Consider the following 21,806-nt stretch of genomic DNA (forward strand, 5'->3'; position numbering starts at 1 on the left):
GGGAGGGGGCTTGCCCCCCGATAGCGCCCTCAAGTGCGCTGCAAAAACGCCTGGTGCATCTGCGCCAACGTCTCGAAATGCCAGGTCGGCGCCTCGGCATTCAGCTCCTCGAAACTGCCGAACCCATACCCCACCGCCGCCGAATCCAGCCCATTCTTGTGCGCGCCGATCAGGTCATGCTTGCGATCACCAATCATCAAGGTGGTGGCCGGGTCCAGGCCTTCCTCGCTCATCAGGTGGGCGATCAGTTCGACTTTGTTGGTGCGCGTCCCGTCCAGCTCGCTGCCGTAGATCACCTTGAAGTGCTTGGCAAAGTCGAAATGCCGGGCGATTTCGCGGGCAAACACCCAGGGCTTGGAAGTGGCGACGTAGAGCTGGCGGCCTTGATCGTTCAATGCTTCCAGCAGCGGCATCACGCCGTCGAACACACGGTTTTCGTACAGGCCGGTGACCTTGAAACGCTCGCGATAGAAGTTCACCGCTTCCCAGGCCTTGGCCTCGTCGAAGCCGTAGAACTGCATGAACGCCTGCAGCAAGGGCGGGCCGATGAAGTGTTCGAGTTTGGTCAGGTCCGGCTCGTCGATACCCAACTTGCCGAGGGCATACTGGATCGAGCGGGTAATGCCCTCGCGTGGGTCGGTGAGCGTGCCGTCCAGGTCGAACAGGACGGTTTGGTAAGGCAGGGTCATCGGTCGAATCCTTCAGCCAGGTGCAGGTCTTTGAGCTTCACGTAGTTCGCGGCGCTGTAGGTGAAAAAGGCGCGTTCCTTGTCAGTCAACGGGCGAATCTGTTTGACCGGGCTGCCGACATACAGGAAGCCGCTTTCAAGTTTCTTGCCCGGCGGCACCAGGCTGCCGGCGCCGATGATCACGTCGTCCTCGACCACGGCGCCATCCATCACGATGCTGCCCATGCCGATCAGGATGCGATTGCCGACTGTGCAACCATGCAGCATGACCTTGTGGGCGATGGTCACGTCGTCGCCGATCAGCAGCGGGAAACCGTTCGGGTTGAACGGCCCGGCGTGGGTGATGTGCAGCACACAGCCATCCTGCACGCTGGTGCGCGCACCGATACGGATACGGTGCATGTCGCCGCGGATCACGGTCAGCGGCCAGACCGAGCTGTCGGCGCCGATTTCGACATCGCCGATCACCACCGCCGAAATATCGACAAAAGCCCCGACGCCCAGGGCTGGCGTGTGGTTCTGATAGGTGCGAAGGGTCACGATAGCCTCTCTCTCTTCTGCTGATAGCTGCGGTGGGCGTTGATTGTAATTAAGATGGCCCCATCTTTGTTCTTACATGTTTCTTCAGCCAAGGTGCCAACCGTGAGCGCGAACAACCCTCTTCTGCAGTCCTACGACCTGCCGCCGTTCTCGGCGATCCGTGCCGAGCACGTCCAGCCGGCCATCGAACAGATCCTCGCCGACAACCGCGTTGCCATCGAAGGCATCCTGCAAAGCCAGGGCAAAAATCCGACATGGGCCGGCCTGGTGCTGGCCATGGACGAGCTGAATGATCGTCTGGGCGCCGCGTGGAGCCCGGTCAGCCACCTCAACGCCGTGTGCAACAGCGCCGAACTGCGCGAAGCCTACGAAGGCTGCCTGCCGGCATTGAGCGCCTACTCCACCGAGATGGGCCAGAACCGTGCGCTGTTCCAGGCCTTCGAAGCCCTGGCTAACAGCCCGGAAGCCGCCGGTTTCGACGTGGCGCAGAAAACCATCCTGGAACACTCCCTGCGTGACTTCCGCCTGTCGGGCATCGACCTGCCGCCGGAGCAGCAAAAACGCTACGCCGAAGTGCAGAGCAAGCTGTCGGAGCTGGGCAGCAAGTTCTCCAACCAGTTGCTGGACGCCACCCAGGCCTGGACCAGGCACGTCACCGATGAAGCCACCCTCGCCGGGCTGACCGACTCGGCCAAGGCGCAAATGGCCGCCGCCGCCCAGGCCAAAGGCCTCGACGGCTGGCTGATCACCCTCGAATTCCCTAGCTACTACGCCGTCATGACTTACGCTCAGGACCGTGCCCTGCGTGAAGAAGTCTACGCGGCCTACTGCACCCGCGCGTCGGACCAAGGCCCGAATGCCGGTCAGAACGATAACGGCCCGGTGATGGAACAGATCCTCGACCTGCGCCAGGAACTGGCCCAGTTGCTGGGTTATGCGTCTTTCTCCGAACTGAGCCTGGCCACCAAGATGGCCGAGTCCAGTGACCAGGTGCTGAGCTTCCTGCGTGACCTGGCCAAGCGCAGCAAGCCGTTTGCCGCCCAGGACCTGCAACAGCTCAAGGCCTACGCCGCCGAACAAGGCTGCGCCGACCTGCAAAGCTGGGACAGCGGTTTCTACGGCGAAAAACTCCGCGAGCAGCGCTACAGCGTGTCCCAGGAAGCCCTGCGCGCCTACTTCCCGATCGACAAAGTGCTGGGCGGCCTGTTCGCCATCGTGCAGCGCCTGTACGGCATCGAGATCGCCGAGCAGAAAGGCTTCGACACCTGGCACCCGGATGTCCGCCTGTTCGAAATCAAGGAAAACGGGCAACACGTGGGCCGCTTCTTCTTTGACCTGTATGCCCGCGCCAACAAGCGCGGCGGTGCCTGGATGGACGGTGCCCGCGACCGTCGCCGCACCATCGACGGTGTGCTGCAAAGCCCGGTGGCCAACCTGGTGTGCAACTTCACCCCGGCCGACAGCGGCAAGCCTGCCCTGCTGACCCACGATGAAGTCACCACGTTGTTCCACGAATTCGGCCACGGCTTGCATCACCTGCTGACCCGCGTAGAACACGCAGGCGTGTCCGGCATCAATGGCGTGGCCTGGGATGCGGTGGAACTGCCGAGCCAGTTCATGGAGAACTGGTGCTGGGAGCCGGAAGGCCTGGCGCTGATCTCCGGCCACTATGAAACCGGCGAGCCGTTGCCCCAGGACCTGCTGGAAAAAATGCTCGCGGCGAAGAATTTCCAGTCCGGCCTGATGATGGTGCGCCAACTGGAGTTCTCGCTGTTCGACTTTGAATTGCACGCCACCCACGGCGATGGTCGCAGCGTGGCGCAGGTGCTGGAAGGAGTGCGCGATGAAGTGTCGGTGATGCGTCCGCCGGCCTACAACCGCTTCCCCAACAGCTTTGCGCACATCTTCGCGGGCGGTTATGCGGCGGGTTACTACAGCTACAAGTGGGCCGAAGTGTTGTCGGCGGATGCCTTCTCCAAGTTCGAAGAAGACGGCGTGCTCAACGCCGAGACCGGCCGTGCCTTCCGCGAAGCGATCCTGGCGCGTGGCGGCTCCCAGGAGCCGATGGTGCTGTTCGTCGACTTCCGCGGACGTGCGCCGTCGATTGACGCACTCTTGCGCCACAGCGGCCTGAGTGAGGACGCGGCAGCATGAGTGAAGGGCCTGTGATTACCAAAAAGCAATTTATCGCCGGGGCGGTCTGCCCGGCATGCAGTGAGCCGGACAAGCTGAAGATGTGGACCGAGGACAACGTCCCGCACCGTGAGTGCGTGGCCTGCGGCTATACCGACACGCTGAATGATCAAGGGTTGTCGGTGCCCAAGGAATTGGGTACGCGGGTCAATACCACGGCGTTGAAAGCACCGGCGGATCCGAAGGTGCAGGCGGTGCAGTTCTTTCCTAATCCGAAGTTGAAAAAAGACTGACGGGCGGCCCTCTGTAGGAGTTCGGCCAGCCGGGCTCCTACAGTTATTTCTCGTCTTTTCCCGTCGTCGTGATCCAATCCTTCATCGAGCACAACGCGAACGCGCTGGTGCTGCAATCGCCATTCGCCAAGGCCGTGCGTAACTTGTCGATATCGGCCCTCATCATGTAGCGAACGCCGTCCTTGAAGCCATTGCTGGTGCCAAACCCGCCCAAGGTCATTTCGTTCAGCGCGTCTTCCTTGCTCCATCCCTGAATCACGACTCGATACATCGCCGCCATCAGGCCAGTGCGGTCAGAGCCGTGCTTGCAATGCATCAGCACCGGGCCGTTGGCTTCGGCTTCCCGGATGGCCCTCAGCGCCGCCAACACGTCCGTATCATCTACATGGTTGGTGCGATACGTCAGTTGAACCTGACGGATGCCAGGCGATTTGAGCCAGTCGGCATCCGACTCCGGCAGGAAGTTGATCACGGTGCCGATCTTCAGCTGTTCCAACAGCGGCCCGGCGTTGCGATCCGGTAGTGCGCTGCGGTAGAGGGTGGGCGTCATCTGGTGCAGGTTGTATTGATTACCCACAGGTTGGGCCCACTCCGGTGAACGGATTGAGACGGTGTCGTCGGCTTGAGCGTAAGCGCAGGTGAACATCGCGATGATCGCGAGGCCGAGGCCCGACAACCATTGATTCTTGAGCATGGGTGACATAACCGAGCAAGGAGTGGGTGGTGCTCAGGTTCGTCCAGAGGGGGTCAATGAGGCGTGAGGAGGCCGTCAAAGAATCGTGAATCCTCAGTCTTTAGTCGCTGAAACGGTTCTGTGAATTCATAGCCTGCTATCATTTGTAACTATTGATTGCCTAAAAGGCCAAGCCGCTCACTAGAAGCCGGCCGATATTCCCGTGACCACATGATGAGGTGCCACCATGTCTGATCAAGATCAAGACAACCCCCGGCGTGACTTTTTGCGCAAATCCTTGACCTTGATCCCGGTGGTCACGGTTGCCAGCACTGGCCTTGGCGGCTCGATGTTGATGGCAACGCCTGAACCGGCGCAGGCCGCTCCCGCCAAGCCTGCGGTAAGTGAAAAGGCCTACGAGCCTACTTACTTCACGGCTGAGGAGTGGGCGTTTATCAACGCCGCCGTCGAGCGCCTGATTCCCGCCGATGAGCAAGGCCCGGGCGCCCTGGAAGCCGGTGCGCCGGAATATATCGACCGTCAGATGAACACCCCGTACGCCAGCGGCGCCCTGTGGTTCATGCAAGGGCCGTTCAACGCGGATGCCGCTCCAGAGATGGGCTGGCAGTCCAAACTGGTGCCCAAGGACATCTATCGCCTGGGCATTGCCGCGACGGATGCCTGGTCGAAAGCCTTCAACGGTAAAGCTTTTGCTGCGCAAGACAGCGCTACCCGAGACGATATGTTGCGTCGTCTGGAGGCTGGCGGCAGTGAAGTGACGGCGCATTTTGAAGCGGTGCCGCCCAAGATGTTCTTCAACCTGTTGCTGCAAAACACCAAGGAAGGGTTCTTTTGCGACCCCATCCACGGTGGCAACAAAGGCATGGTCGGCTGGACCATGATCGGCTTCCCCGGCGCTCGCGCCGATTTCATGGACTGGGTTGAACGCAACGAGCAATACCCCTTTCCGGCAGTTTCCATCCGCGGTGAGAGGGCATAAACGTGGCGACCATCATGAAGAAAGTGGATGCAGTGATCGTAGGCTTCGGCTGGACCGGCGCGATCATGGCCAAGGAGCTGACGGAAGCAGGCCTCAACGTGGTTGCGCTGGAGCGTGGCCCGATGCAGGACACCTACCCGGACGGCAACTATCCCCAGGTCATCGACGAACTGACCTACAGCGTGCGTAAAAAACTCTTCCAGGACATTTCCAAAGAGACCGTGACCATTCGCCATAGCGTGAATGACGTCGCCCTGCCCAACCGTCAGTTGGGCGCGTTCCTGCCGGGCAACGGTGTGGGCGGCGCGGGCCTGCATTGGTCGGGGGTGCATTTCCGTGTCGACCCGATCGAGCTGCGCATGCGCAGCCACTATGAGGAGCGCTACGGCAAAAACTTCATCCCCAAGGACATGACCATCCAGGACTTCGGCGTGAGCTATGAAGAGCTGGAGCCGTTTTTCGACTACGCGGAAAAAGTCTTCGGCACCTCCGGCCAGGCCTGGACCGTAAAAGGTCAGCTGGTAGGCGAAGGCCGTGGCGGCAACCCGTATGCACCGGACCGTTCCAATCCGTTCCCGTTGGAAGCGCAGAAGAATACGGTCTCCGCACAGCTGTTTCAGAAAGCGGCTGCCGAGGTGGGTTACAAACCCTACAACCTGCCGTCCGCCAATACCTCGGGGCCCTATACCAACCCCTACGGTGCGCAGATGGGGCCGTGCAACTTCTGCGGTTTCTGCAGCGGCTATGTCTGCTACATGTATTCCAAGGCCTCGCCGAACGTGAACATCCTGCCGGCGTTGCGCCAGGTACCGAACTTTGAGCTGCGGCCCAATTCCCACGTACTCAAGGTCAACCTCGACAGCACCAAGAGCAAGGCCACCGGCGTGACCTACATCGACGCCCAGGGCCGGGAATGCGAACAGCCGGCAGATCTGGTGATTCTCGGCGCCTTCCAGTTCCACAACGTGCGTTTGATGCTGTTGTCGGGCATCGGCAAGCCCTACGACCCGATAACCAATGAGGGCGTGGTGGGCAGGAACTTCGCCTACCAGAACATGGCCACCATCAAGGCCTTCTTCGACAAAGACACTCATACCAACAACTTCATCGGTGCAGGCGGCAATGGCGTGGCCATCGATGACTTCAACGCCGACAACTTCGACCATGGCCCCCATGGCTTCGTGGGGGGCTCGCCGATGTGGGTCAACCAGGCCGGCAGCCGGCCGATTGCCGGTACGTCCAACCCGCCAGGCACACCGGCCTGGGGCAGCGCGTGGAAACGCGCCACCGCCGATTACTACACCCACCAGGTGTCGATGGATGCCCACGGTGCCCATCAATCCTACCGGGGCAACTACCTGGATCTGGACCCTGTTTATCGCGATGCCTACGGCCTGCCGCTGCTGCGGATGACGTTCGACTGGCAGGAAAACGACATCAAGATGAACCGCTTCATGGTCGAGAAAATGAGCAAGGTCGCCGAGGCGATGAACCCCAAGGCGATTGCCCTGCTCGGCAAAAAGGTCGGTGAGCATTTCGACACGGCGTCCTACCAGACCACCCACCTCAATGGCGGCGCGATCATGGGCACCGACCCGAAAACCAGCGCGTTGAACCGCTACCTGCAGTGCTGGGATGTGCACAACGTGTTTGTCCCAGGTGCGTCCGCTTTCCCACAAGGCCTGGGCTACAACCCTACCGGCCTGGTGGCGGCGCTGACCTACTGGTCGGCGCGGGCCATTCGCGAGCAATACCTGAAAAATCCCGGCCCACTGGTTCAGGCATAAGGAGCGACGACCATGAAAGCACTTGTTATCGCCACCTTCGCCCTGTTCAGCAGTTGCTCTGTCAGTGCGGCTGAAACCGATTTGATCAAGCAGGGTGAATACCTGGCCCGCGCCGGTGATTGCGTGGCCTGCCACACCGCCAAAGGCGGCAAGCCCTTCGCCGGCGGCCTGCCGATGGAAACGCCGATAGGCGTGATCTATTCCACCAACATCACCCCGGACAAGACCGGCCTGGGCGACTACAGCTTCGAAGACTTCGACAAGGCCGTGCGCCATGGCGTCGCCAAGAGCGGTAGTACGCTTTACCCGGCGATGCCCTACCCGTCTTATGCGCGTGTCAGCGACAGCGATATGCAGGCGTTGTATGCGTATTTCATGAAGGGTGTCGAACCGGTCGCTCAGCAGAACAAGGACAGCGATATTCCGTGGCCCTTGAGCATGCGCTGGCCGCTGGCGGCGTGGCGTTGGATGTTTGCGCCGGCTGTCGAAGCGCATCAGGCGCAAGCCGCCGCCGACCCGGTGGTCAGCCGTGGCGCCTACCTGGTGGAAGGCCTTGGCCATTGCGGCGCATGTCACACGCCACGGGCCCTGACCATGCAGGAAAAAGCCCTGAGTGCCTCTGACGGCAACGCCTTCCTGTCCGGCAGTGCGCCGCTGGAGGGCTGGATCGCCAAAAGCCTGCGCGGTGACCACAAGGACGGCCTCGGCAGTTGGAGTGAGGAGCAGTTGGTGCAATTCCTCAAGACCGGGCGCAGTGATCGCAGCGCGGTGTTTGGTGGCATGAGCGACGTTGTCGTCCACAGCATGCAGTACATGTCGGAGGATGACCTGACGGCTATCGCCCGTTACCTCAAGAGCTTGCCGGCGGTAGACCCCAAGGACCAAGCGCATCAGTACGACAAGCAGGTGGCCGAGGCGCTGTGGAAAGGCGATGACCGCAAGCCGGGCGCGTCGGTATATATCGACAACTGCGCGGCCTGCCACCGTACCGACGGGCATGGCTACACGCGGGTGTTCCCGGCGCTGGCGGGTAACCCGGTAGTGCAGACGGCGGATGCCACGTCGTTGATCAACATCGTGTTGAATGGCGGCACCTTGCCGGCTACCCACGCGGCGCCCTCGACCTTCACCATGCCGGCGTTCGCCTGGCGTCTGTCGGATCAGGAAGTGGCGGATGTGGTCAGTTTCATTCGGGGCAGTTGGGGCAATAAAGGTGCGCCGGTGAAGGCCAACGAAGTGGCGGACCTGCGCAAGAACGATATGCGCACCACCTCGGGCGATGACCTGGGCCAGGTCACGCAACGGCACTGATCCCTGGCTGACCGCCAAACGGCACTGGTCAGAAGCCCTGCGCCTCGATACTGTATATAAAAACAGTATCGAGGCGTTTTCATGTCTACTCCGTTGCCGCCCCGTGGCCGGGGCACGGCCACCAACCTGCACAACCGCTTCGCACCGACTGTCAGCGTGGTCGAGGATGACGGCTGGTTCCAGGAAGTGCCGCCGACCCAGGGCACTGAAGTGCGCATCGAAACGGCCAAGACCATCATCACCCGCAACAACTCGCCGGACTTGCCGTTCGATCGTTCGATCAACCCCTACCGTGGCTGTGAGCACGGCTGTATCTACTGCTACGCACGGCCGAGCCATGCCTATTGGGACATGTCGCCGGGGCTGGATTTCGAAACCAGACTGATCGCCAAGACCAACGCCGCCGATGTGCTGGAACAGCAGTTGTCGAAACCGGGTTACGTGTGCGCGCCGATCAACCTTGGGTCCAACACCGACCCGTACCAACCGATCGAGCGCGAGTACAAGATCACCCGGCAAACCCTGCAAGTGCTGCTGCGCTATCGCCATCCGGTGACCATCATCACCAAGGGCTCGCTGATATTGCGCGATCTGGACGTGCTCACCGAGTTGGCGCGCCAGCGGCTGGTCGCCGTGATGATCAGCCTCACCAGCCTGGACGACGAACTCAAGCGTATCCTGGAGCCACGCACGGCGGCGCCCAAGGCGCGCCTGCGCGCGATCCGGGTGATGCGTGAGGCTGGGATCCCGGTGGGCGTGCTGTGCTCGCCGATGATTCCGATGATCAATGACAGTGAGCTGGAAAGCCTGCTGACCGAAGCTCACGCTGCGGGCGCGCAAAGTGCGGCGTACATGATGCTGCGCCTGCCGCTGGAGGTGGCGCCGTTGTTTGAGGAGTGGCTGGCGGCGCATTACCCACAGCGTGCGGCCCATGTGATGAGCCTGGTGCGCCAGGTGCGTGGCGGCGAGGTGTATGACAGCCGCTTCGGCGTACGCATGCGTGGCGAAGGGCCGTTTGCCGACTTGCTGGCGCAGCGCTTCAGTAAAGCCATCAAGCGGCTGGGGCTCAACCGGCGGGAAGGGTTTGACCTGGATTGCACGGCGTTCTGTCCTCCGGGCAGACAGATGGCATTGTTGTAGACTGACAGGGCAGAACGCACCGTTCCCGTAGGAGTGGTCGCGTTTTGACATCACTGAAACCCTCGATCTAGAGCGGTTCATTCAGTTTGAGTTAAGTTTCGGCGGTTACCTTGTTCAGCGAGTGACTGATGAGTCGGCACTGTGGCCCCTGGCGTTTTACAACTAATCCACTGGCCAAGCGTCCAACTGACTTGAAAACTCCCCTGCATTAATCAAGAGGATGAACCATGAGTGACAAGGATAAACAGCCGTTGGCTGCGTCGGCTTCTGCCCCTCAGGTGGCTGAAACCGCCGATGCAGCGCTAAAGCATATCGTTGACGGCTTTTTGCATTTCCATCACGACGTCTTCCCCCAGCAGGAAGAACTCTTCAAGAAACTCGCCACGGCCCAGAGCCCACGTGCGATGTTCATTACCTGCGCCGACTCGCGCATCGTGCCTGAGCTGATCACCCAGAGCTCTCCTGGCGATCTGTTCGTGACCCGTAACGTCGGCAACGTCGTACCGCCTTACGGCCAGATGAACGGCGGTGTTTCCACGGCCATCGAGTACGCGGTACTCGCCCTTGGCGTGCAGCACATCATCGTCTGCGGGCACTCCGATTGTGGCGCCATGCGCGCGGTGCTCAACCCTGACAGCCTGGAGAAGATGCCGACGGTCAAGGCCTGGCTGCGGCATGCCGAGGTTGCCAAGACCATGGTGCATGACAACTGCGACTGCGCCAATGAAGGCGAGAGCATGAAAGTGCTCACCGAAGAAAACGTCATCGCCCAACTGCAACATTTGCGCACTCACCCCTCCGTGGCTTCGCGCATGGCCAATGGTCATTTGTTTATCCACGGTTGGATCTACAACATCGAGACCAGCGAAATCCGCGCCTACGATGCCGACCAGTCGACGTTCCGACCGTTGAGCGGCGACGGACCGATCCCTTGCGCGACGCCTAAAGCGCGCTTCTAACACACTTCCCTGCCGGGTAAAGCGGTGGCTGCCATGGACGCAGCCAGGCTTTACCGCGCCCGGCGAATGCCTCGGGAGAGTCATCATGCGTGCTGCTCAATTGAAAGCTGTATTGCCAAGGGAGCTGCTCGCTTCCGTGGTTGTGTTTCTGGTCGCCCTGCCCTTGTGCATGGGGATTGCGATCGCCTCTGGCATGCCGCCGGCCAAAGGCCTGATTACCGGGATTATCGGAGGCTTGGTGGTGGGCTGGTTGGCGGGCTCGCCGTTGCAAGTCAGTGGCCCGGCGGCGGGCCTGGCGGTGCTGGTGTTCGAGTTGGTGCGCCAGCACGGCATGCTGATGCTCGGGCCGATCCTGCTGCTGGCGGGATTCCTGCAACTGGTTGCCGGGCGTTTGCGCCTGGGCTGCTGGTTTCGCGTCACGGCACCGGCGGTGGTGTACGGCATGTTGGCGGGGATTGGCGTGCTGATTGTGCTGTCGCAGATCCACGTGATGCTCGACGGCGCGCCCAAGCCTTCGGGGCTCGACAATCTGGCAGGCTTCCCGGCGGCGCTGGCCGACGCAATCCCGACCCTGGGCGGTGGCCTGGGCTGGCAGGCCGGGTTGCTCGGTTTGTCGACGATGCTGGTGATGTACGCCTGGGACAAATTGCGCCCGCAGCAGCTGCGCTTTGTGCCCGGTGCTTTGCTGGGCGTGGGCCTGGCCACGGTTGTCAGCCTGGTGCTGGCGTTGCAGGTCAAGCGTGTCGAAGTCCCGGAAAACCTTGCTGATGCCATCGACTGGCTACGCCCCAGTGACCTGTTGAACCTTGCCGATCCCCAACTGTTGATCGCCGCATTTGCCGTGGCGTTTATCGCGAGCGCTGAAACGCTGCTGTCTGCGGCGGCGGTCGACCGCATGCACAGCGGTCAGCGTTCGGATTTCGACAAGGAGTTGTCTGCTCAAGGGGTGGGCAACATGCTCTGCGGCCTGGTCGGCGCCTTGCCGATGACCGGCGTGATTGTGCGCAGCTCGGCCAACGTGCAGGCCGGTGCAACCACGCGCTTGTCGGCGATGTTCCATGGCCTGTGGCTGCTGGCGTTCGTGCTGTTGCTGTCGAGTGTGCTGCAAAGCATCCCGGTGGCGAGCCTGGCGGGTGTGCTGGTGTACACCGGTATCAAGCTGGTCGACATCAAGGCCTTCAAGGCACTGGGGCGCTATGGGCGGATGCCGATGTTTACCTACGCGGCCACGGCGCTGGCGATCATCTTTACCGACCTGCTGACCGGCGTATTGGTGGGCTTCGGGCTGACGTTGGTCAAGCTGGCGTTCAAGGCTTCGCGGTTGAAGGTCAGCCTGATCGACCTGCCTCAGGACGGTGAGATGGAACTGCGCCTGACCGGTGCGGCGACCTTTCTGAAAGTGCCCGCGTTGACTCAAGTCTTGTCGACGGTGCCTGCCGGGACGACCGTGCATGTTCCGCTGAGCAACCTGAGTTACATCGACCATTCCTGCCTGGAATTGCTGGAGGAATGGGGGCGGGCCAATGCGGCCAAGGGCTCGACGTTGGTGATCGAGGCGCGCGGGTTGAAGCGTCGGCTGGAAGGCCGGGTGAGGACGACGACGGGGATAGGCTCCGCGCCAGCCTGAACAGCAAAACAACGCCTTGTAGGAGCCGGCAAGCCAGCTCCTACAAGGCGGGATCAGGCCGGCTGATCCAGCGCCAACTCAACCCCCAGCTGTCGCGACAGGCATGGCCAGCGCTTCCACGCGGCTTCCGTGTCGGGGCTCTTGAGCTGTTCGCGATAAGCCTCCACGGACTCCAGCGCAAAGCTTTCTTCGTTGAGCATTTCATCCACTGCGTGGTGTACCGCTTCATCCAGCAGGTTGGCGAAGGTTTCGCCGATCAACTGATGGGCAATGACATTGGCCACCGTGGTATCGGCCGGAATCAACGGCTGGCCAAAGTGCTTGATATACAAATCGTTGACCTCTTCGACCAGGCGATGAGCCAGGTAGGCCTCATCCAGCAGGCCATCGAGACCTTCATGGCCGGCCAGGATGGCAGGTGGTTGCAGGAAGAAGTGCTCGGCGATTTTCAGTACCGGTTTGATCTGGCTTTCGATACCGGCCTCGCGGGCCACGTCGTTGGCGGCGTCCAGCAAGTCCGGGACCAAGTCGATGTAGGCGGTGACAAAGCGGGTCATGACAATGTTGCGATCACCGTCAGCCAGGGAGATGGCCGAATGCAGGTGCGGCAATTGTTTTTCCAGTTGCAGGGCAAGCTGGCCAGTGCTGGCTTCGTGTTGATGGGCACGGGAAATCTGCTCGCGCAATGCGGCGGTGTTCATGAAAGCTCCAGTGATGCAGGCGTAGGAAAAGGGAGAAGATAAGGTAGCTCGTTTATACGAGCGCCTCAGACGCATTTGTCATAATTATTTCATGGTTATGCGCCCGCGTTATATCGAATTGCCATCGTTCGTCGGATAAACGATTCCGTGCCCGGTTTTATTGACTCCAGCCAGTCATTTCTACTCATTTGCCCCTACACATTGCGGGGTTGCAGAGCCTGTCTATACTCGGATTTGTACGCGATTAGCTGATGACGCCAGACTGCATAAGCAGGCAAGGCCAGGCGGTTGTAAGCAGTATGGAAGCCGCTCCCTTCGACGCAGGTGCAAACCGGCGGGATAACAAGAACGATAAGGGGAACCCGCAATGATGCGACATCCACATGTTTGGATGGGCCTCCTGTTGTGGTCGGTATTCGGCCAGGCACATGCCGCCTGGACAACGAATATGGCGCCAGGGGCGACAGAAGTCAGTCACGCTGTGTTCGACCTGCACATGACCATATTCTGGATCTGTGTGGTGATCGGCATCATCGTGTTTGGCGCGATGTTCTGGTCGATGATCGTTCATCGCCGGTCTACGGGCCAGGTCGCGGCCAAGTTCCACGAGAGCACTACCGTGGAGATCCTCTGGACCGTAGTGCCCTTGCTGATCCTGATCGCGATGGCCATTCCGGCCACCAAGACCCTGATCAATATCTACGACAGCAGTGAGTCGGATATCGATATCCAGGTCACCGGCTACCAGTGGAAATGGCATTACAAATACCTGGGCCAGGATGTGGAGTTCTTCAGCAACCTGGCCACGCCCGCCGAACAGATCCACAACCAGGCGACCAAGGGCGAACACTATCTGCTGGAAGTCGACCAGCCGCTGGTGTTGCCGGTGGGGGCCAAGGTGCGCTTCCTGGTGACCGCCGCCGATGTGATCCACTCCTGGTGGGTGCCGGCGTTTGCGGTCAAGCGCGACGCAATTCCCGGCTTCGTCAACGAGGCCTGGACCCGTGTCGAGAAGCCCGGCATCTACCGTGGCCAGTGCGCCGAGCTGTGCGGCAAGGACCACGGCTTCATGCCCATCGTCGTCGAGGTCAAGTCCAAGGCCGACTACGACACCTGGCTTGGCGAGCGCAAGGCAGAGGCCGCCAAGCTCAAGGAGCTGACCTCCAAAGAGTGGACCCTGGACGAGCTGGTGGCCCGTGGCGACAAGGTCTACCACACCACCTGCGTGGCCTGTCACCAGGCCGAAGGCCAGGGCCTGCCACCCATGTTCCCGGCGCTCAAGGGTTCCAAGATCGCCACCGGTCCCGCCGCCGATCACCTGAGCCTCGTGTACCACGGCAAGCCCGGCACCGCGATGGCGGCGTTCGGCAAGCAGCTCTCGGAAGTGGATATCGCCGCCGTGGTGACCTACGAGCGTAATGCCTGGGGTAACAACAAAGGCGACATGGTCACGCCTAAAGACGTGCTGGCCATCAAGCAGGCGGAAAGCAAATGACCTCTCTCATGGCATTGACCGCGACCCGCCCCGCCCACTCGCTTGCAGGAGAACGACCATGAGCGCTGTGATCGACGACCATGGTCACGCCGACCATGCCCACGGCCCCGCCAAGGGCCTGATGCGCTGGGTGCTGACCACCAACCACAAAGACATCGGCACCATGTACCTGTGGTTCGCCTTTGCCATGTTCTTGCTCGGCGGCTCGTTCGCCATGGTGATCCGGGCCGAGCTGTTCCAGCCCGGCCTGCAGATCGTGCAGCCGGCGTTCTTCAACCAGATGACCACCATGCACGGTCTGATCATGGTGTTCGGCGCGGTAATGCCGGCGTTTGTCGGCCTGGCCAACTGGATGATCCCGCTGATGATCGGCGCGCCCGACATGGCCCTGCCGCGCATGAACAACTTCAGTTTCTGGCTGTTGCCGGCCGCCTTCCTGCTGCTGGTCTCGACGCTGTTCACGCCAGGAGGCGGGCCGAACTTCGGCTGGACCTTCTACGCGCCGCTCTCCACCACCTACGCACCGGAAAGCGTGACGTTCTTTATCTTCGCCATTCATCTGATGGGTATCAGCTCGATCATGGGCGCGATCAACGTGGTCGCCACCATCCTCAACCTGCGTGCCCCGGGCATGACCTTGATGAAAATGCCGCTGTTCGTGTGGACCTGGCTGATCACCGCGTTCCTGCTGATCGCGGTCATGCCGGTGCTGGCCGGGTGTGTGACCATGATGCTGATGGACATCCACTTCGGTACCAGCTTCTTCAGCGCGGCCGGCGGCGGTGACCCGGTGCTGTTCCAGCACGTGTTCTGGTTTTTCGGCCACCCCGAGGTGTACATCATGATCCTGCCGGCCTTCGGCGCCGTCAGCTCGATCATCCCGACCTTTTCGCGCAAGCCGTTGTTCGGCTACACCTCGATGGTCTACGCCACGGCGAGCATTGCATTCCTGTCGTTCATCGTGTGGGCGCACCACATGTTCGTGGTGGGCATCCCGCTGGTGGGCGAGTTGTTCTTCATGTACGCCACCCTGCTGATTGCCGTGCCCACCGGGGTGAAGGTGTTCAACTGGGTCAGCACCATGTGGCAGGGCTCGCTGACCTTCGAAACGCCGATGCTGTTCGCCGTGGCCTTCGTGATCCTGTTCACCATTGGCGGTTTCTCCGGGCTGATGCTGGCGATTGCCCCGGCGGACTTCCAGTACCACGACACCTATTTCGTGGTGGCGCACTTCCATTACGTACTGGTGCCCGGTGCGATCTTCGGCATCTTCGCCTCGGCCTACTACTGGCTGCCGAAATGGACCGGCCACATGTACGACGAAACCCTGGGCAAGCTGCACTTCTGGTTGTCTTTCGTGGGCATGAACATGGCGTTTTTCCCGATGCATTTTGTCGGGCTGGCGGGCATGCCGCGCCGGGTGCCGGACTACAACCTGCAGTTCGCTGACTTCAACATGGTTTCGTCGATCGGCGCGTTCATGTTCGGCGCCACGCAGATCTTCTTCCTGTTTATCGTGATCAAGTGCATCCGTGGCGGCCCGCTGGCGCCGGCCAAGCCCTGGGATGGCGCTGAAGGCCTGGAGTGGAGCATCCCTTCGCCGGCGCCATACCACACCTTCACCACGCCGCCGGAGGTCAAATGAACACGCCTTGGCACTGCTTACACGGCCAATGTGGGAGGGGGCTTGCCCCCGATAGCGGTGTGTCAGCCGACATCATGATTGGCTGTAAAACAGCTATCGGGGGCAAGCCCCCTCCCACAATGGCCTCATTCACATTGGGTGGGCGTCATGGCTGAATACTTGCCGATCAAGCGCCTGGTCACACGGCTGCTGATCCTGGTGGTGGCGATGTTCGCCTTCGGCTTTGCGCTGGTGCCGATCTACGACGTGATGTGCAAGGCGTTCGGCATCAACGGCAAGACCGCAGGGCAGTATGAGGGCGAGCAGGTTGTCGACCCGACGCGCCAGGTGCGCGTGCAGTTCCTGTCTACCAATGCCATCGATATGGTCTGGGATTTCTATGCCAAGGCGGACGAAGTGGTGGTCAACCCAGGCGCGGTGACCGAGATGCTGTTCGTGGCCCACAACCCGACCGACAAGCCGATGACTGCCCAGGCCGTACCGAGCATTTCCCCGGCCGAAGCGGCGATGTATTTCCACAAGACCGAATGCTTTTGCTTCACCCAGCAAGTGCTGCAGCCGGGCCAGCGGATCGAGATGCCGGTGCGCTTCATCGTCGACCGCGACATGCCCAAGGATGTGAAGCATCTGACTCTGGCGTACACGCTGTTCGATATCACTGCGCGCCAACCGCCGGTGGCTGTGCATACCGGCGGCTAGCTACTGTTTGCCCCCTCAATCAGGAGAGCGAATACATGTCGACTCATGATACGTACTACGTACCAGCGCAAAGCAAATGGCCGATAATTGCCACGATTGGCATGCTGGTCACCGTGTATGGACTGGCTGTGTGGTTCAACGACCTCAAGGCGGCACGCCCGGAATCCCACGGCCCGTGGATCTTTTTTGTCGGTGGGCTGCTGCTGGCTTACATGCTGTTCGGTTGGTTCGGTGCGGTCATCAAGGAAAGCCGCGCCGGTTTGTACAGTTCGCAGATGGACCGATCGTTCCGTTGGGGCATGACCTGGTTCATCTTTTCCGAAGTGATGTTCTTTATCGCGTTCTTCGGTGCGCTGTTTTATGTGCGGCACATGTCCGGCCCGTGGTTGGGCGGTGAGGGTCACAAGGGCATTGCGCACATGCTGTGGCCGAACTTCGAGTTTGCCTGGCCGTTGCTCAACAACCCTGACCCCAAAATGTATCCCGCGCCTGAAGGCACCATCAGCCCTTGGGGTCTGCCGCTGGTCAATACCATCCTGCTAGTGAGCTCCAGCGTGACCATTACCATTGCCCACCATGCCCTGCGCAAAGGTCATCGCGGTGCGTTGAAGATCTGGTTGGCGATCACGGTGCTGTTGGGGCTGGCGTTCCTGGGGTTCCAGGCCGAGGAGTACATCCACGCCTATAAAGAGCTGGGCCTGACGCTGGGCTCCGGCGTGTATGGCGCGACGTTCTTTATGCTCACCGGCTTCCATGGCGCCCACGTGACCATCGGCACCCTCATTCTGTTCGTGATGCTGATGCGCATCCTCAAGGGGCATTTCAATGCCGAGCACCAGTTCGGCTTCGAGGCGGCCAGTTGGTATTGGCACTTTGTGGACGTGGTGTGGATCGGGCTGTTTTTCTTCGTTTACGTGCTGTGAGGCGACTTACCACGGCGCATGAGAAACCAGTTGGCCGCTGAAAAAGCCCCAGGTGATCAAGGCCAGTGTGATCACGGCCAGCACGACACGCACGGTCAGGGCGTTGACGAGGCGGTTGGAGTTGCCCTCGTCCTTGACCAGGAAGAACAAGCCACTGAACAGGCTCACGACGGTCGCGATCAGCATCAGGGCAATAGCAGCTTTGAGCATGGTCGGGCTCCACGGGGATGGGCGGGCAATGAAAACAAGTATAGCCAGCGCCGCAAAACGCTTTCGTCCAGGGATCGCACCCACCTTAGTGGTGCTGGTACTGCTGCCCCTGATGGTGGGGTTGGGGTTCTGGCAACTGTCGCGCGGCCATGAAAAGCAGCTGCTGGTGGACAGTTATGCCGAGCGGCGCGCAGCGGAGCCGATCAGCAGTGCGCAACTCAATGACATGGCCGACCCGGCCTTTCGCCGCGTGCGCTTGCGCGGGCAGTTGGATGCCGGGCACAGCGTGTTTCTCGATAACCGCATGCGCGACGGCAAGGCCGGCGTAGAGCTGCTGCAACCCTTCCACGATCAGGCCAGCGGCCTGTGGCTGTTGCTGAATCGCGGCTGGCTACCCTGGCCGGACCGGCGCACGCCACCGGTATTCAGTACCCCGGAGCAGCTCTTGAATCTGGATGCCTGGGTCTACGTCGCCCCTGGCGAAACCTTCCAATTGCACGCCGACCCCGCCAGTGCGCAATGGCCACGCCTGCTGACGGCGCTGCACCCTGCCGCGTTGTGGGCGCAATTGGGCCGCAGCGGTTTCGCCTATGAGCTACGTGCCGAGCCCGGCCCCGGCACTTACGAAACCAGCTGGCCCATCGTGGCCATGGGGCCGGAAAAACACCTGGCGTATGCCGTGCAGTGGTTCGCCATGTCGCTGGCGTTGCTGGCGCTTTACCTCTACCTCGGATGGCACAACAAAAAGGAGAAGCCCCATGGGAGCGGCCATGAATCCACCCAACATGTCTGAGGTGCCTGATCGGCGCAAAGGCCGTTGGCAACTGATTCTGATCCTGATGATGGTGATCGGCCCGATGGCGCTGGCCACTTTCATGTACAAGCTGCAGTTCTGGGTGCCGCAAAGCCGCAGCTACCACGGCGAGATGATCGGCAACGGCCAGACCCGCGCCGACATTGGCGTGCAGGCCGATGAGCAGCGCTGGCAACTGCTGGTCACCGCGCCCGCCGCCTGCGCCGCCGATTGCCAGCAACTGGTCTACCTCGCGCGTCAATTGCAGATCGGCCTGGGGCGCGATGCCTCCCGCGCCAGCCATGCCTTGGCCAGTGCGCAGCCGCTGGACAGCGACTATGACGCCAAGCTCAAGGCCGAGTACCCGCAACTGCAACGCTACCCGCTGGACCTGTCGACCTTCAGTAAAAACGCCGCTGCACCGGGGGATGCTCAGCTGTGGATCGTCGACCCCCACGGCAACCTGGTGCTGCGCTATGACACCAAGGTCAAAGGCAAGGACTTGCTCAACGACCTGCGCCACCTGCTGAAACTGTCGAACATCGGATAGGGGCATCGTCATGGCCAAACCTGGATTTCGCCTCGCGTTGTTTGCCACCTTGCTGGCGCTGATCGTTGTGCTGCTCGGCGCTTATACCCGCCTGACCCATGCGGGTCTGGGCTGCCCGGACTGGCCCGGCTGCTATGGCTTCATCGGCGTGCCCAACACCGAAGCCCAACTGGCCCACGCCGAGCTGCACTTCCCCGATACGCCGGTGGAGGCGGACAAGGGCTGGGCCGAGATGACCCATCGCTACTTCGCCGGCACCCTGGGCTTGCTGATTGTGTTGCTGGCGGCGCGCTCGTGGAGCCATCGGCGCGATCCGGGCCAGCCGGTGAAGCTGCCGCTGTTTGTACTGGCGGTGGTGTTCGCCCAAGCGGCATTTGGCATGTGGACGGTGACATTGAAGCTGTGGCCGCAGGTGGTGACGGGGCATCTGTTGGGTGGCTTTGCGACCTTGAGCCTGCTGTTCCTGCTGACCCTGCGTTTGTCCGGCGTATTGCCCGCGCTGATCGTGCCCAAGCGCCTGCAATATTGGGCGACGGCAGGCCTGGTGGTGGTGATCGGCCAGATTGCCCTGGGCGGTTGGGTCAGTTCCAACTACGCGGCGGTGGCCTGTATCGATTTGCCAACGTGCCATGGGCAGTGGTGGCCGGCAGCGGACTTTGCCAACGGCTTCCACCTGACTCAACACATCGGCCCCAATTACCTCGGTGGGCAGTTGGACAGCGAGGCGCGCACCGCCATCCACCTGACCCACCGCATCGGCGCCGTCATCGTCAGCCTGGTGCTGCTGGGCCTGGCCTGGCAGTTGCGCGCAGTCGGCATGACGCGGTTGGCCGGCTTGCTGTTGATCGCCCTGGCGGCGCAAATCTGCCTGGGCCTGAGCAATGTGTATTTCCACCTGCCGCTGCCGGTTGCGGTAGGGCATAACGCGGGCGGTGCGGCGTTATTACTGACGCTGGTACTGGTCAACTATCACGCGCGCACCAGTCTGGTCCGGGTGCGCAACCAGTTGCCGTTCGGCTGGCGCTTTATTCCGCGCAAACACGTATCGGGCCTCGTTACCCTTAAAGGAGAGATGCCATGGCGACCTTGATCGGCGCGCGTCACGGCCAGGCCATCTGGCGTGATTATCTGGAGCTGACCAAGCCGAAGGTGGTGGTGCTGATGCTCATCACCTCGCTGGTGGGGATGTTCCTGGCGACTCGCGCTGGTGTGCCGTGGACCGTGCTGGTGTTTGGCAACCTGGGGATTGCCCTGTGTGCAGGCGGCGCGGCGGCGGTCAACCATGTGGTGGACCGACGCATCGACGCGGTAATGGCGCGCACTCACAAGCGGCCGTTGGCGGAGGGCCGGGTGTCACCGCTGGCGGCGTTGGCCTTTGCTTTGTTTCTGGCTGTTGCCGGCTTGGCCCTGCTGCTGGCATTCACCAATCCGCTCGCAGCCTGGCTGACGCTGGCCTCGCTGCTCGGTTATGCGGTGATCTACACCGGTTTTCTCAAGCGTGCGACGCCACAGAATATTGTTATCGGCGGCTTGGCCGGTGCAGCGCCGCCCTTGCTGGGTTGGGTCGCCGTCACCGGGCATGTCAGCGCCGAGCCCCTGCTGCTTGTGTTGATCATCTTTGCCTGGACTCCGCCACACTTCTGGGCCTTGGCCATCCATCGCAAGGAAGAATACGCCAAGGCCGATATCCCGATGCTGCCGGTAACCCACGGCGAGCACTACACCAAGGTGCATATCCTGCTCTACACCTTTGCCCTGCTGGCGGTGAGCCTGATGCCCTATGTGATCCACATGAGCGGCCTGCTGTACCTCGGCTGCGCCCTGGTATTGGGCGGGCGCTTTCTGCAATGGGCCTGGGTGTTGTACCGTGGCGGTCGGCCGCACGCGGCGATCAACACCTTCAAGTACTCTATCTGGTACTTGCTGCTGCTGTTTATCGCCCTGCTCGTAGACCACTACTTACTGTTGAACCTATGACTCGAACTCAAAAGACTGTCTTCATCCTGGTGGCCCTGGTGGCATTGATCATGGGCCTGACCGTTAACAAAGTGCTCTCGGGCAAGGGCCAGGGCGACCCTACCGCGCTGATCGACGCAGGTATCATCCTGTTGCCGCAAAGCCGTCAGTTGCCGCCGGTGACCATGACCAACCAGGACGGCCAGCCGGTGCTGGTCAACGAATTGAAAGGCAAGTGGAGCCTGTTGTTCTTCGGCTACACCTTCTGCCCGGACATCTGCCCGACTACCCTCGCCCAGCTGCGCCAGATCAAGAGCGAGCTGCCTAAAGAGGCTGTGGATAAGTTGCAGGTGATTTTGGTCAGTGTGGACCCGAACCGCGATACGTCGACCCAGCTCAAACAGTACCTGGGCTACTTCGACCCGCAGTTCCAGGGCCTGACGGGCGCGAATGTGGAGGAGGTGCAGAAGGTCTCGAATGCGGTGAGCATTCCGTTCATTCCGGCGGATACCAGCAAGCCCAACTACACCGTCGACCACAGCGGCAACCTGGCATTGATCGGGCCGGATGGGACTCAGCGCGGGTTCATCCGTGCGCCGTTGAACAACCAGAAGCTGGTGGCGCAGTTGCCGGGGTTGTTGAAGCGTCAGTAACAGGCGACACATAACAAATGTGGGAGGGGG

Annotated in this window: 21 protein-coding genes and 1 pseudogene; 17 read left to right on the top strand and 5 right to left on the bottom strand. The window is 61.2% G+C overall.

The genetic code is table 11. From position 1 onward, the window contains the following. Window positions 1-29 precede the first annotated feature (29 nt). Both BFN10_RS18740 and BFN10_RS18745 read right to left on the bottom strand, forming a co-directional pair. Complete coding sequence (locus BFN10_RS18740; RefSeq protein WP_071490921.1) at window positions 30-689, bottom strand: HAD family hydrolase; 660 nt, start codon at window positions 687-689, stop codon at window positions 30-32. Continuing rightward, complete coding sequence (locus BFN10_RS18745; RefSeq protein WP_071490922.1) at window positions 686-1,228, bottom strand: gamma carbonic anhydrase family protein; 543 nt, start codon at window positions 1,226-1,228, stop codon at window positions 686-688. The genes BFN10_RS18740 and BFN10_RS18745 overlap by 4 nt, the downstream gene beginning before the upstream one ends. Before the next feature lie 54 nt (window positions 1,229-1,282). Here BFN10_RS18745 and prlC point away from each other — a divergent pair, with 54 nt between their 5' ends. After that, window positions 1,283-3,382: an oligopeptidase A gene (prlC, locus tag BFN10_RS18750; protein ID WP_170856038.1), complete on the top strand. Its 2,100-nt coding sequence runs from the start codon at window positions 1,283-1,285 to the stop codon at window positions 3,380-3,382. After that, window positions 3,379-3,654, top strand: coding sequence for a YheV family putative zinc ribbon protein (locus BFN10_RS18755; RefSeq protein WP_003187322.1), 276 nt, complete (start codon window positions 3,379-3,381; stop codon window positions 3,652-3,654). The genes prlC and BFN10_RS18755 overlap by 4 nt, the downstream gene beginning before the upstream one ends. A 43-nt stretch (window positions 3,655-3,697) precedes the next feature. Here the strand turns inward: BFN10_RS18755 and BFN10_RS18760 are convergent, their stop codons facing one another. Further along, a complete protein-coding gene (locus BFN10_RS18760) occupies window positions 3,698-4,348 on the bottom strand; it encodes a phosphatase domain-containing protein (RefSeq protein ID WP_071490924.1) in 651 nt (216 codons plus the stop codon). A gap of 226 nt (window positions 4,349-4,574) precedes the next feature. Between BFN10_RS18760 and BFN10_RS18765 the strand changes: the two genes are divergently transcribed. The 6 genes and pseudogenes from BFN10_RS18765 (at window position 4,575) to BFN10_RS18790 (ending at window position 12,151) form a co-directional block, all read left to right on the top strand. Beyond that, window positions 4,575-5,327, top strand: a complete 753-nt coding sequence (locus BFN10_RS18765) for a gluconate 2-dehydrogenase subunit 3 family protein (protein WP_071490925.1) — start codon at window positions 4,575-4,577, stop codon at window positions 5,325-5,327. 2 nt (window positions 5,328-5,329) lie between these two features. After that, on the top strand, window positions 5,330-7,114 hold the full coding sequence (locus tag BFN10_RS18770) for a GMC family oxidoreductase (RefSeq protein ID WP_071490926.1): 1,785 nt from the start codon (window positions 5,330-5,332) through the stop codon (window positions 7,112-7,114). A gap of 12 nt (window positions 7,115-7,126) precedes the next feature. Then, a pseudogene (locus tag BFN10_RS18775) lies at window positions 7,127-8,436 on the top strand (c-type cytochrome). Between the two features lie 70 nt (window positions 8,437-8,506). Beyond that, a complete protein-coding gene (locus tag BFN10_RS18780; protein WP_071490928.1) occupies window positions 8,507-9,565 on the top strand; it encodes a PA0069 family radical SAM protein in 1,059 nt (352 codons plus the stop codon). Window positions 9,566-9,792: 227 nt separating this feature from the next. Continuing rightward, window positions 9,793-10,524, top strand: a complete 732-nt coding sequence (locus tag BFN10_RS18785; RefSeq protein WP_071490929.1) for a carbonic anhydrase — start codon at window positions 9,793-9,795, stop codon at window positions 10,522-10,524. Between the two features lie 85 nt (window positions 10,525-10,609). Further along, on the top strand, window positions 10,610-12,151 hold the full coding sequence (locus BFN10_RS18790; protein ID WP_071490930.1) for a SulP family inorganic anion transporter: 1,542 nt from the start codon (window positions 10,610-10,612) through the stop codon (window positions 12,149-12,151). A 53-nt stretch (window positions 12,152-12,204) separates the two neighbouring features. Here the strand turns inward: BFN10_RS18790 and BFN10_RS18795 are convergent, their stop codons facing one another. Continuing rightward, a complete protein-coding gene (locus tag BFN10_RS18795) occupies window positions 12,205-12,852 on the bottom strand; it encodes a hypothetical protein (protein ID WP_071490931.1) in 648 nt (215 codons plus the stop codon). 367 nt (window positions 12,853-13,219) lie between these two features. Here BFN10_RS18795 and coxB point away from each other — a divergent pair, with 367 nt between their 5' ends. The 4 genes from coxB to BFN10_RS18815 all read left to right on the top strand — a co-directional run bounded on the left by coxB (window position 13,220) and on the right by BFN10_RS18815 (window position 17,614). After that, on the top strand, window positions 13,220-14,347 hold the full coding sequence (coxB, locus tag BFN10_RS18800; protein ID WP_071490932.1) for a cytochrome c oxidase subunit II: 1,128 nt from the start codon (window positions 13,220-13,222) through the stop codon (window positions 14,345-14,347). Between the two features lie 58 nt (window positions 14,348-14,405). Then, a complete protein-coding gene (ctaD, locus tag BFN10_RS18805; protein ID WP_071490933.1) occupies window positions 14,406-15,992 on the top strand; it encodes a cytochrome c oxidase subunit I in 1,587 nt (528 codons plus the stop codon). Between the two features lie 147 nt (window positions 15,993-16,139). Next, a complete protein-coding gene (locus BFN10_RS18810) occupies window positions 16,140-16,691 on the top strand; it encodes a cytochrome c oxidase assembly protein (RefSeq protein ID WP_071490934.1) in 552 nt (183 codons plus the stop codon). Window positions 16,692-16,726: 35 nt separating this feature from the next. Continuing rightward, window positions 16,727-17,614: a cytochrome c oxidase subunit 3 gene (locus tag BFN10_RS18815; protein WP_071490935.1), complete on the top strand. Its 888-nt coding sequence runs from the start codon at window positions 16,727-16,729 to the stop codon at window positions 17,612-17,614. 6 nt (window positions 17,615-17,620) lie between these two features. Here the strand turns inward: BFN10_RS18815 and BFN10_RS18820 are convergent, their stop codons facing one another. Beyond that, entirely contained in the window at window positions 17,621-17,824 is a 204-nt protein-coding gene (locus BFN10_RS18820; RefSeq protein WP_058424417.1) for a twin transmembrane helix small protein, read from the bottom strand. A gap of 28 nt (window positions 17,825-17,852) precedes the next feature. Here BFN10_RS18820 and BFN10_RS18825 point away from each other — a divergent pair, with 28 nt between their 5' ends. The 5 genes from BFN10_RS18825 to BFN10_RS18845 are packed head-to-tail and all read left to right on the top strand — an operon-like array spanning window position 17,853 to window position 21,776. Further along, window positions 17,853-18,617 (top strand): SURF1 family protein, encoded by a 765-nt coding sequence (locus BFN10_RS18825; RefSeq protein ID WP_071490936.1) that lies wholly within the window; start codon window positions 17,853-17,855, stop codon window positions 18,615-18,617. Next, the gene (locus tag BFN10_RS18830) at window positions 18,583-19,167 is read left to right on the top strand and encodes a hypothetical protein (RefSeq protein ID WP_071490976.1); all 585 of its coding nucleotides are present in this window, start codon (window positions 18,583-18,585) and stop codon (window positions 19,165-19,167) included. The genes BFN10_RS18825 and BFN10_RS18830 overlap by 35 nt, the downstream gene beginning before the upstream one ends. A gap of 10 nt (window positions 19,168-19,177) precedes the next feature. After that, complete coding sequence (locus BFN10_RS18835; RefSeq protein WP_071490937.1) at window positions 19,178-20,257, top strand: COX15/CtaA family protein; 1,080 nt, start codon at window positions 19,178-19,180, stop codon at window positions 20,255-20,257. After that, entirely contained in the window at window positions 20,245-21,144 is a 900-nt protein-coding gene (gene cyoE, locus BFN10_RS18840) for a heme o synthase (protein WP_071490938.1), read from the top strand. Before BFN10_RS18835 ends, cyoE begins: the two co-directional genes overlap by 13 nt. Next, window positions 21,141-21,776: an SCO family protein gene (locus BFN10_RS18845; RefSeq protein ID WP_071490939.1), complete on the top strand. Its 636-nt coding sequence runs from the start codon at window positions 21,141-21,143 to the stop codon at window positions 21,774-21,776. The genes cyoE and BFN10_RS18845 overlap by 4 nt, the downstream gene beginning before the upstream one ends. Window positions 21,777-21,806: the final 30 nt, after the last annotated feature.

This window comes from Pseudomonas extremorientalis (assembly GCF_001870465.1).
GTDB classification, from domain to species: domain Bacteria; phylum Pseudomonadota; class Gammaproteobacteria; order Pseudomonadales; family Pseudomonadaceae; genus Aquipseudomonas; species Aquipseudomonas extremorientalis.

Excerpts from the sequence above, each read along its gene's own strand:
- BFN10_RS18740 (WP_071490921.1), bottom strand. The coding sequence starts at position 689 with ATGACCCTGCCTTACCAAACCGTCCTGTTCGACCTGGACGGCACGCTC.
- prlC (WP_170856038.1), top strand. The coding sequence starts at position 1,283 with ATGGCCCCATCTTTGTTCTTACATGTTTCTTCAGCCAAGGTGCCAACC.
- BFN10_RS18755 (WP_003187322.1), top strand. The coding sequence starts at position 3,379 with ATGAGTGAAGGGCCTGTGATTACCAAAAAGCAATTTATCGCCGGGGCG.
- BFN10_RS18760 (WP_071490924.1), bottom strand. The coding sequence starts at position 4,348 with ATGCTCAAGAATCAATGGTTGTCGGGCCTCGGCCTCGCGATCATCGCG.
- BFN10_RS18765 (WP_071490925.1), top strand. The coding sequence starts at position 4,575 with ATGTCTGATCAAGATCAAGACAACCCCCGGCGTGACTTTTTGCGCAAA.
- BFN10_RS18780 (WP_071490928.1), top strand. The coding sequence starts at position 8,507 with ATGTCTACTCCGTTGCCGCCCCGTGGCCGGGGCACGGCCACCAACCTG.
- BFN10_RS18785 (WP_071490929.1), top strand. The coding sequence starts at position 9,793 with ATGAGTGACAAGGATAAACAGCCGTTGGCTGCGTCGGCTTCTGCCCCT.
- BFN10_RS18790 (WP_071490930.1), top strand. The coding sequence starts at position 10,610 with ATGCGTGCTGCTCAATTGAAAGCTGTATTGCCAAGGGAGCTGCTCGCT.
- BFN10_RS18795 (WP_071490931.1), bottom strand. The coding sequence starts at position 12,852 with ATGAACACCGCCGCATTGCGCGAGCAGATTTCCCGTGCCCATCAACAC.
- coxB (WP_071490932.1), top strand. The coding sequence starts at position 13,220 with ATGATGCGACATCCACATGTTTGGATGGGCCTCCTGTTGTGGTCGGTA.
- ctaD (WP_071490933.1), top strand. The coding sequence starts at position 14,406 with ATGAGCGCTGTGATCGACGACCATGGTCACGCCGACCATGCCCACGGC.
- BFN10_RS18810 (WP_071490934.1), top strand. The coding sequence starts at position 16,140 with ATGGCTGAATACTTGCCGATCAAGCGCCTGGTCACACGGCTGCTGATC.
- BFN10_RS18815 (WP_071490935.1), top strand. The coding sequence starts at position 16,727 with ATGTCGACTCATGATACGTACTACGTACCAGCGCAAAGCAAATGGCCG.
- BFN10_RS18820 (WP_058424417.1), bottom strand. The coding sequence starts at position 17,824 with ATGCTCAAAGCTGCTATTGCCCTGATGCTGATCGCGACCGTCGTGAGC.
- BFN10_RS18825 (WP_071490936.1), top strand. The coding sequence starts at position 17,853 with ATGAAAACAAGTATAGCCAGCGCCGCAAAACGCTTTCGTCCAGGGATC.
- BFN10_RS18830 (WP_071490976.1), top strand. The coding sequence starts at position 18,583 with ATGGGAGCGGCCATGAATCCACCCAACATGTCTGAGGTGCCTGATCGG.
- BFN10_RS18835 (WP_071490937.1), top strand. The coding sequence starts at position 19,178 with ATGGCCAAACCTGGATTTCGCCTCGCGTTGTTTGCCACCTTGCTGGCG.
- cyoE (WP_071490938.1), top strand. The coding sequence starts at position 20,245 with ATGGCGACCTTGATCGGCGCGCGTCACGGCCAGGCCATCTGGCGTGAT.
- BFN10_RS18845 (WP_071490939.1), top strand. The coding sequence starts at position 21,141 with ATGACTCGAACTCAAAAGACTGTCTTCATCCTGGTGGCCCTGGTGGCA.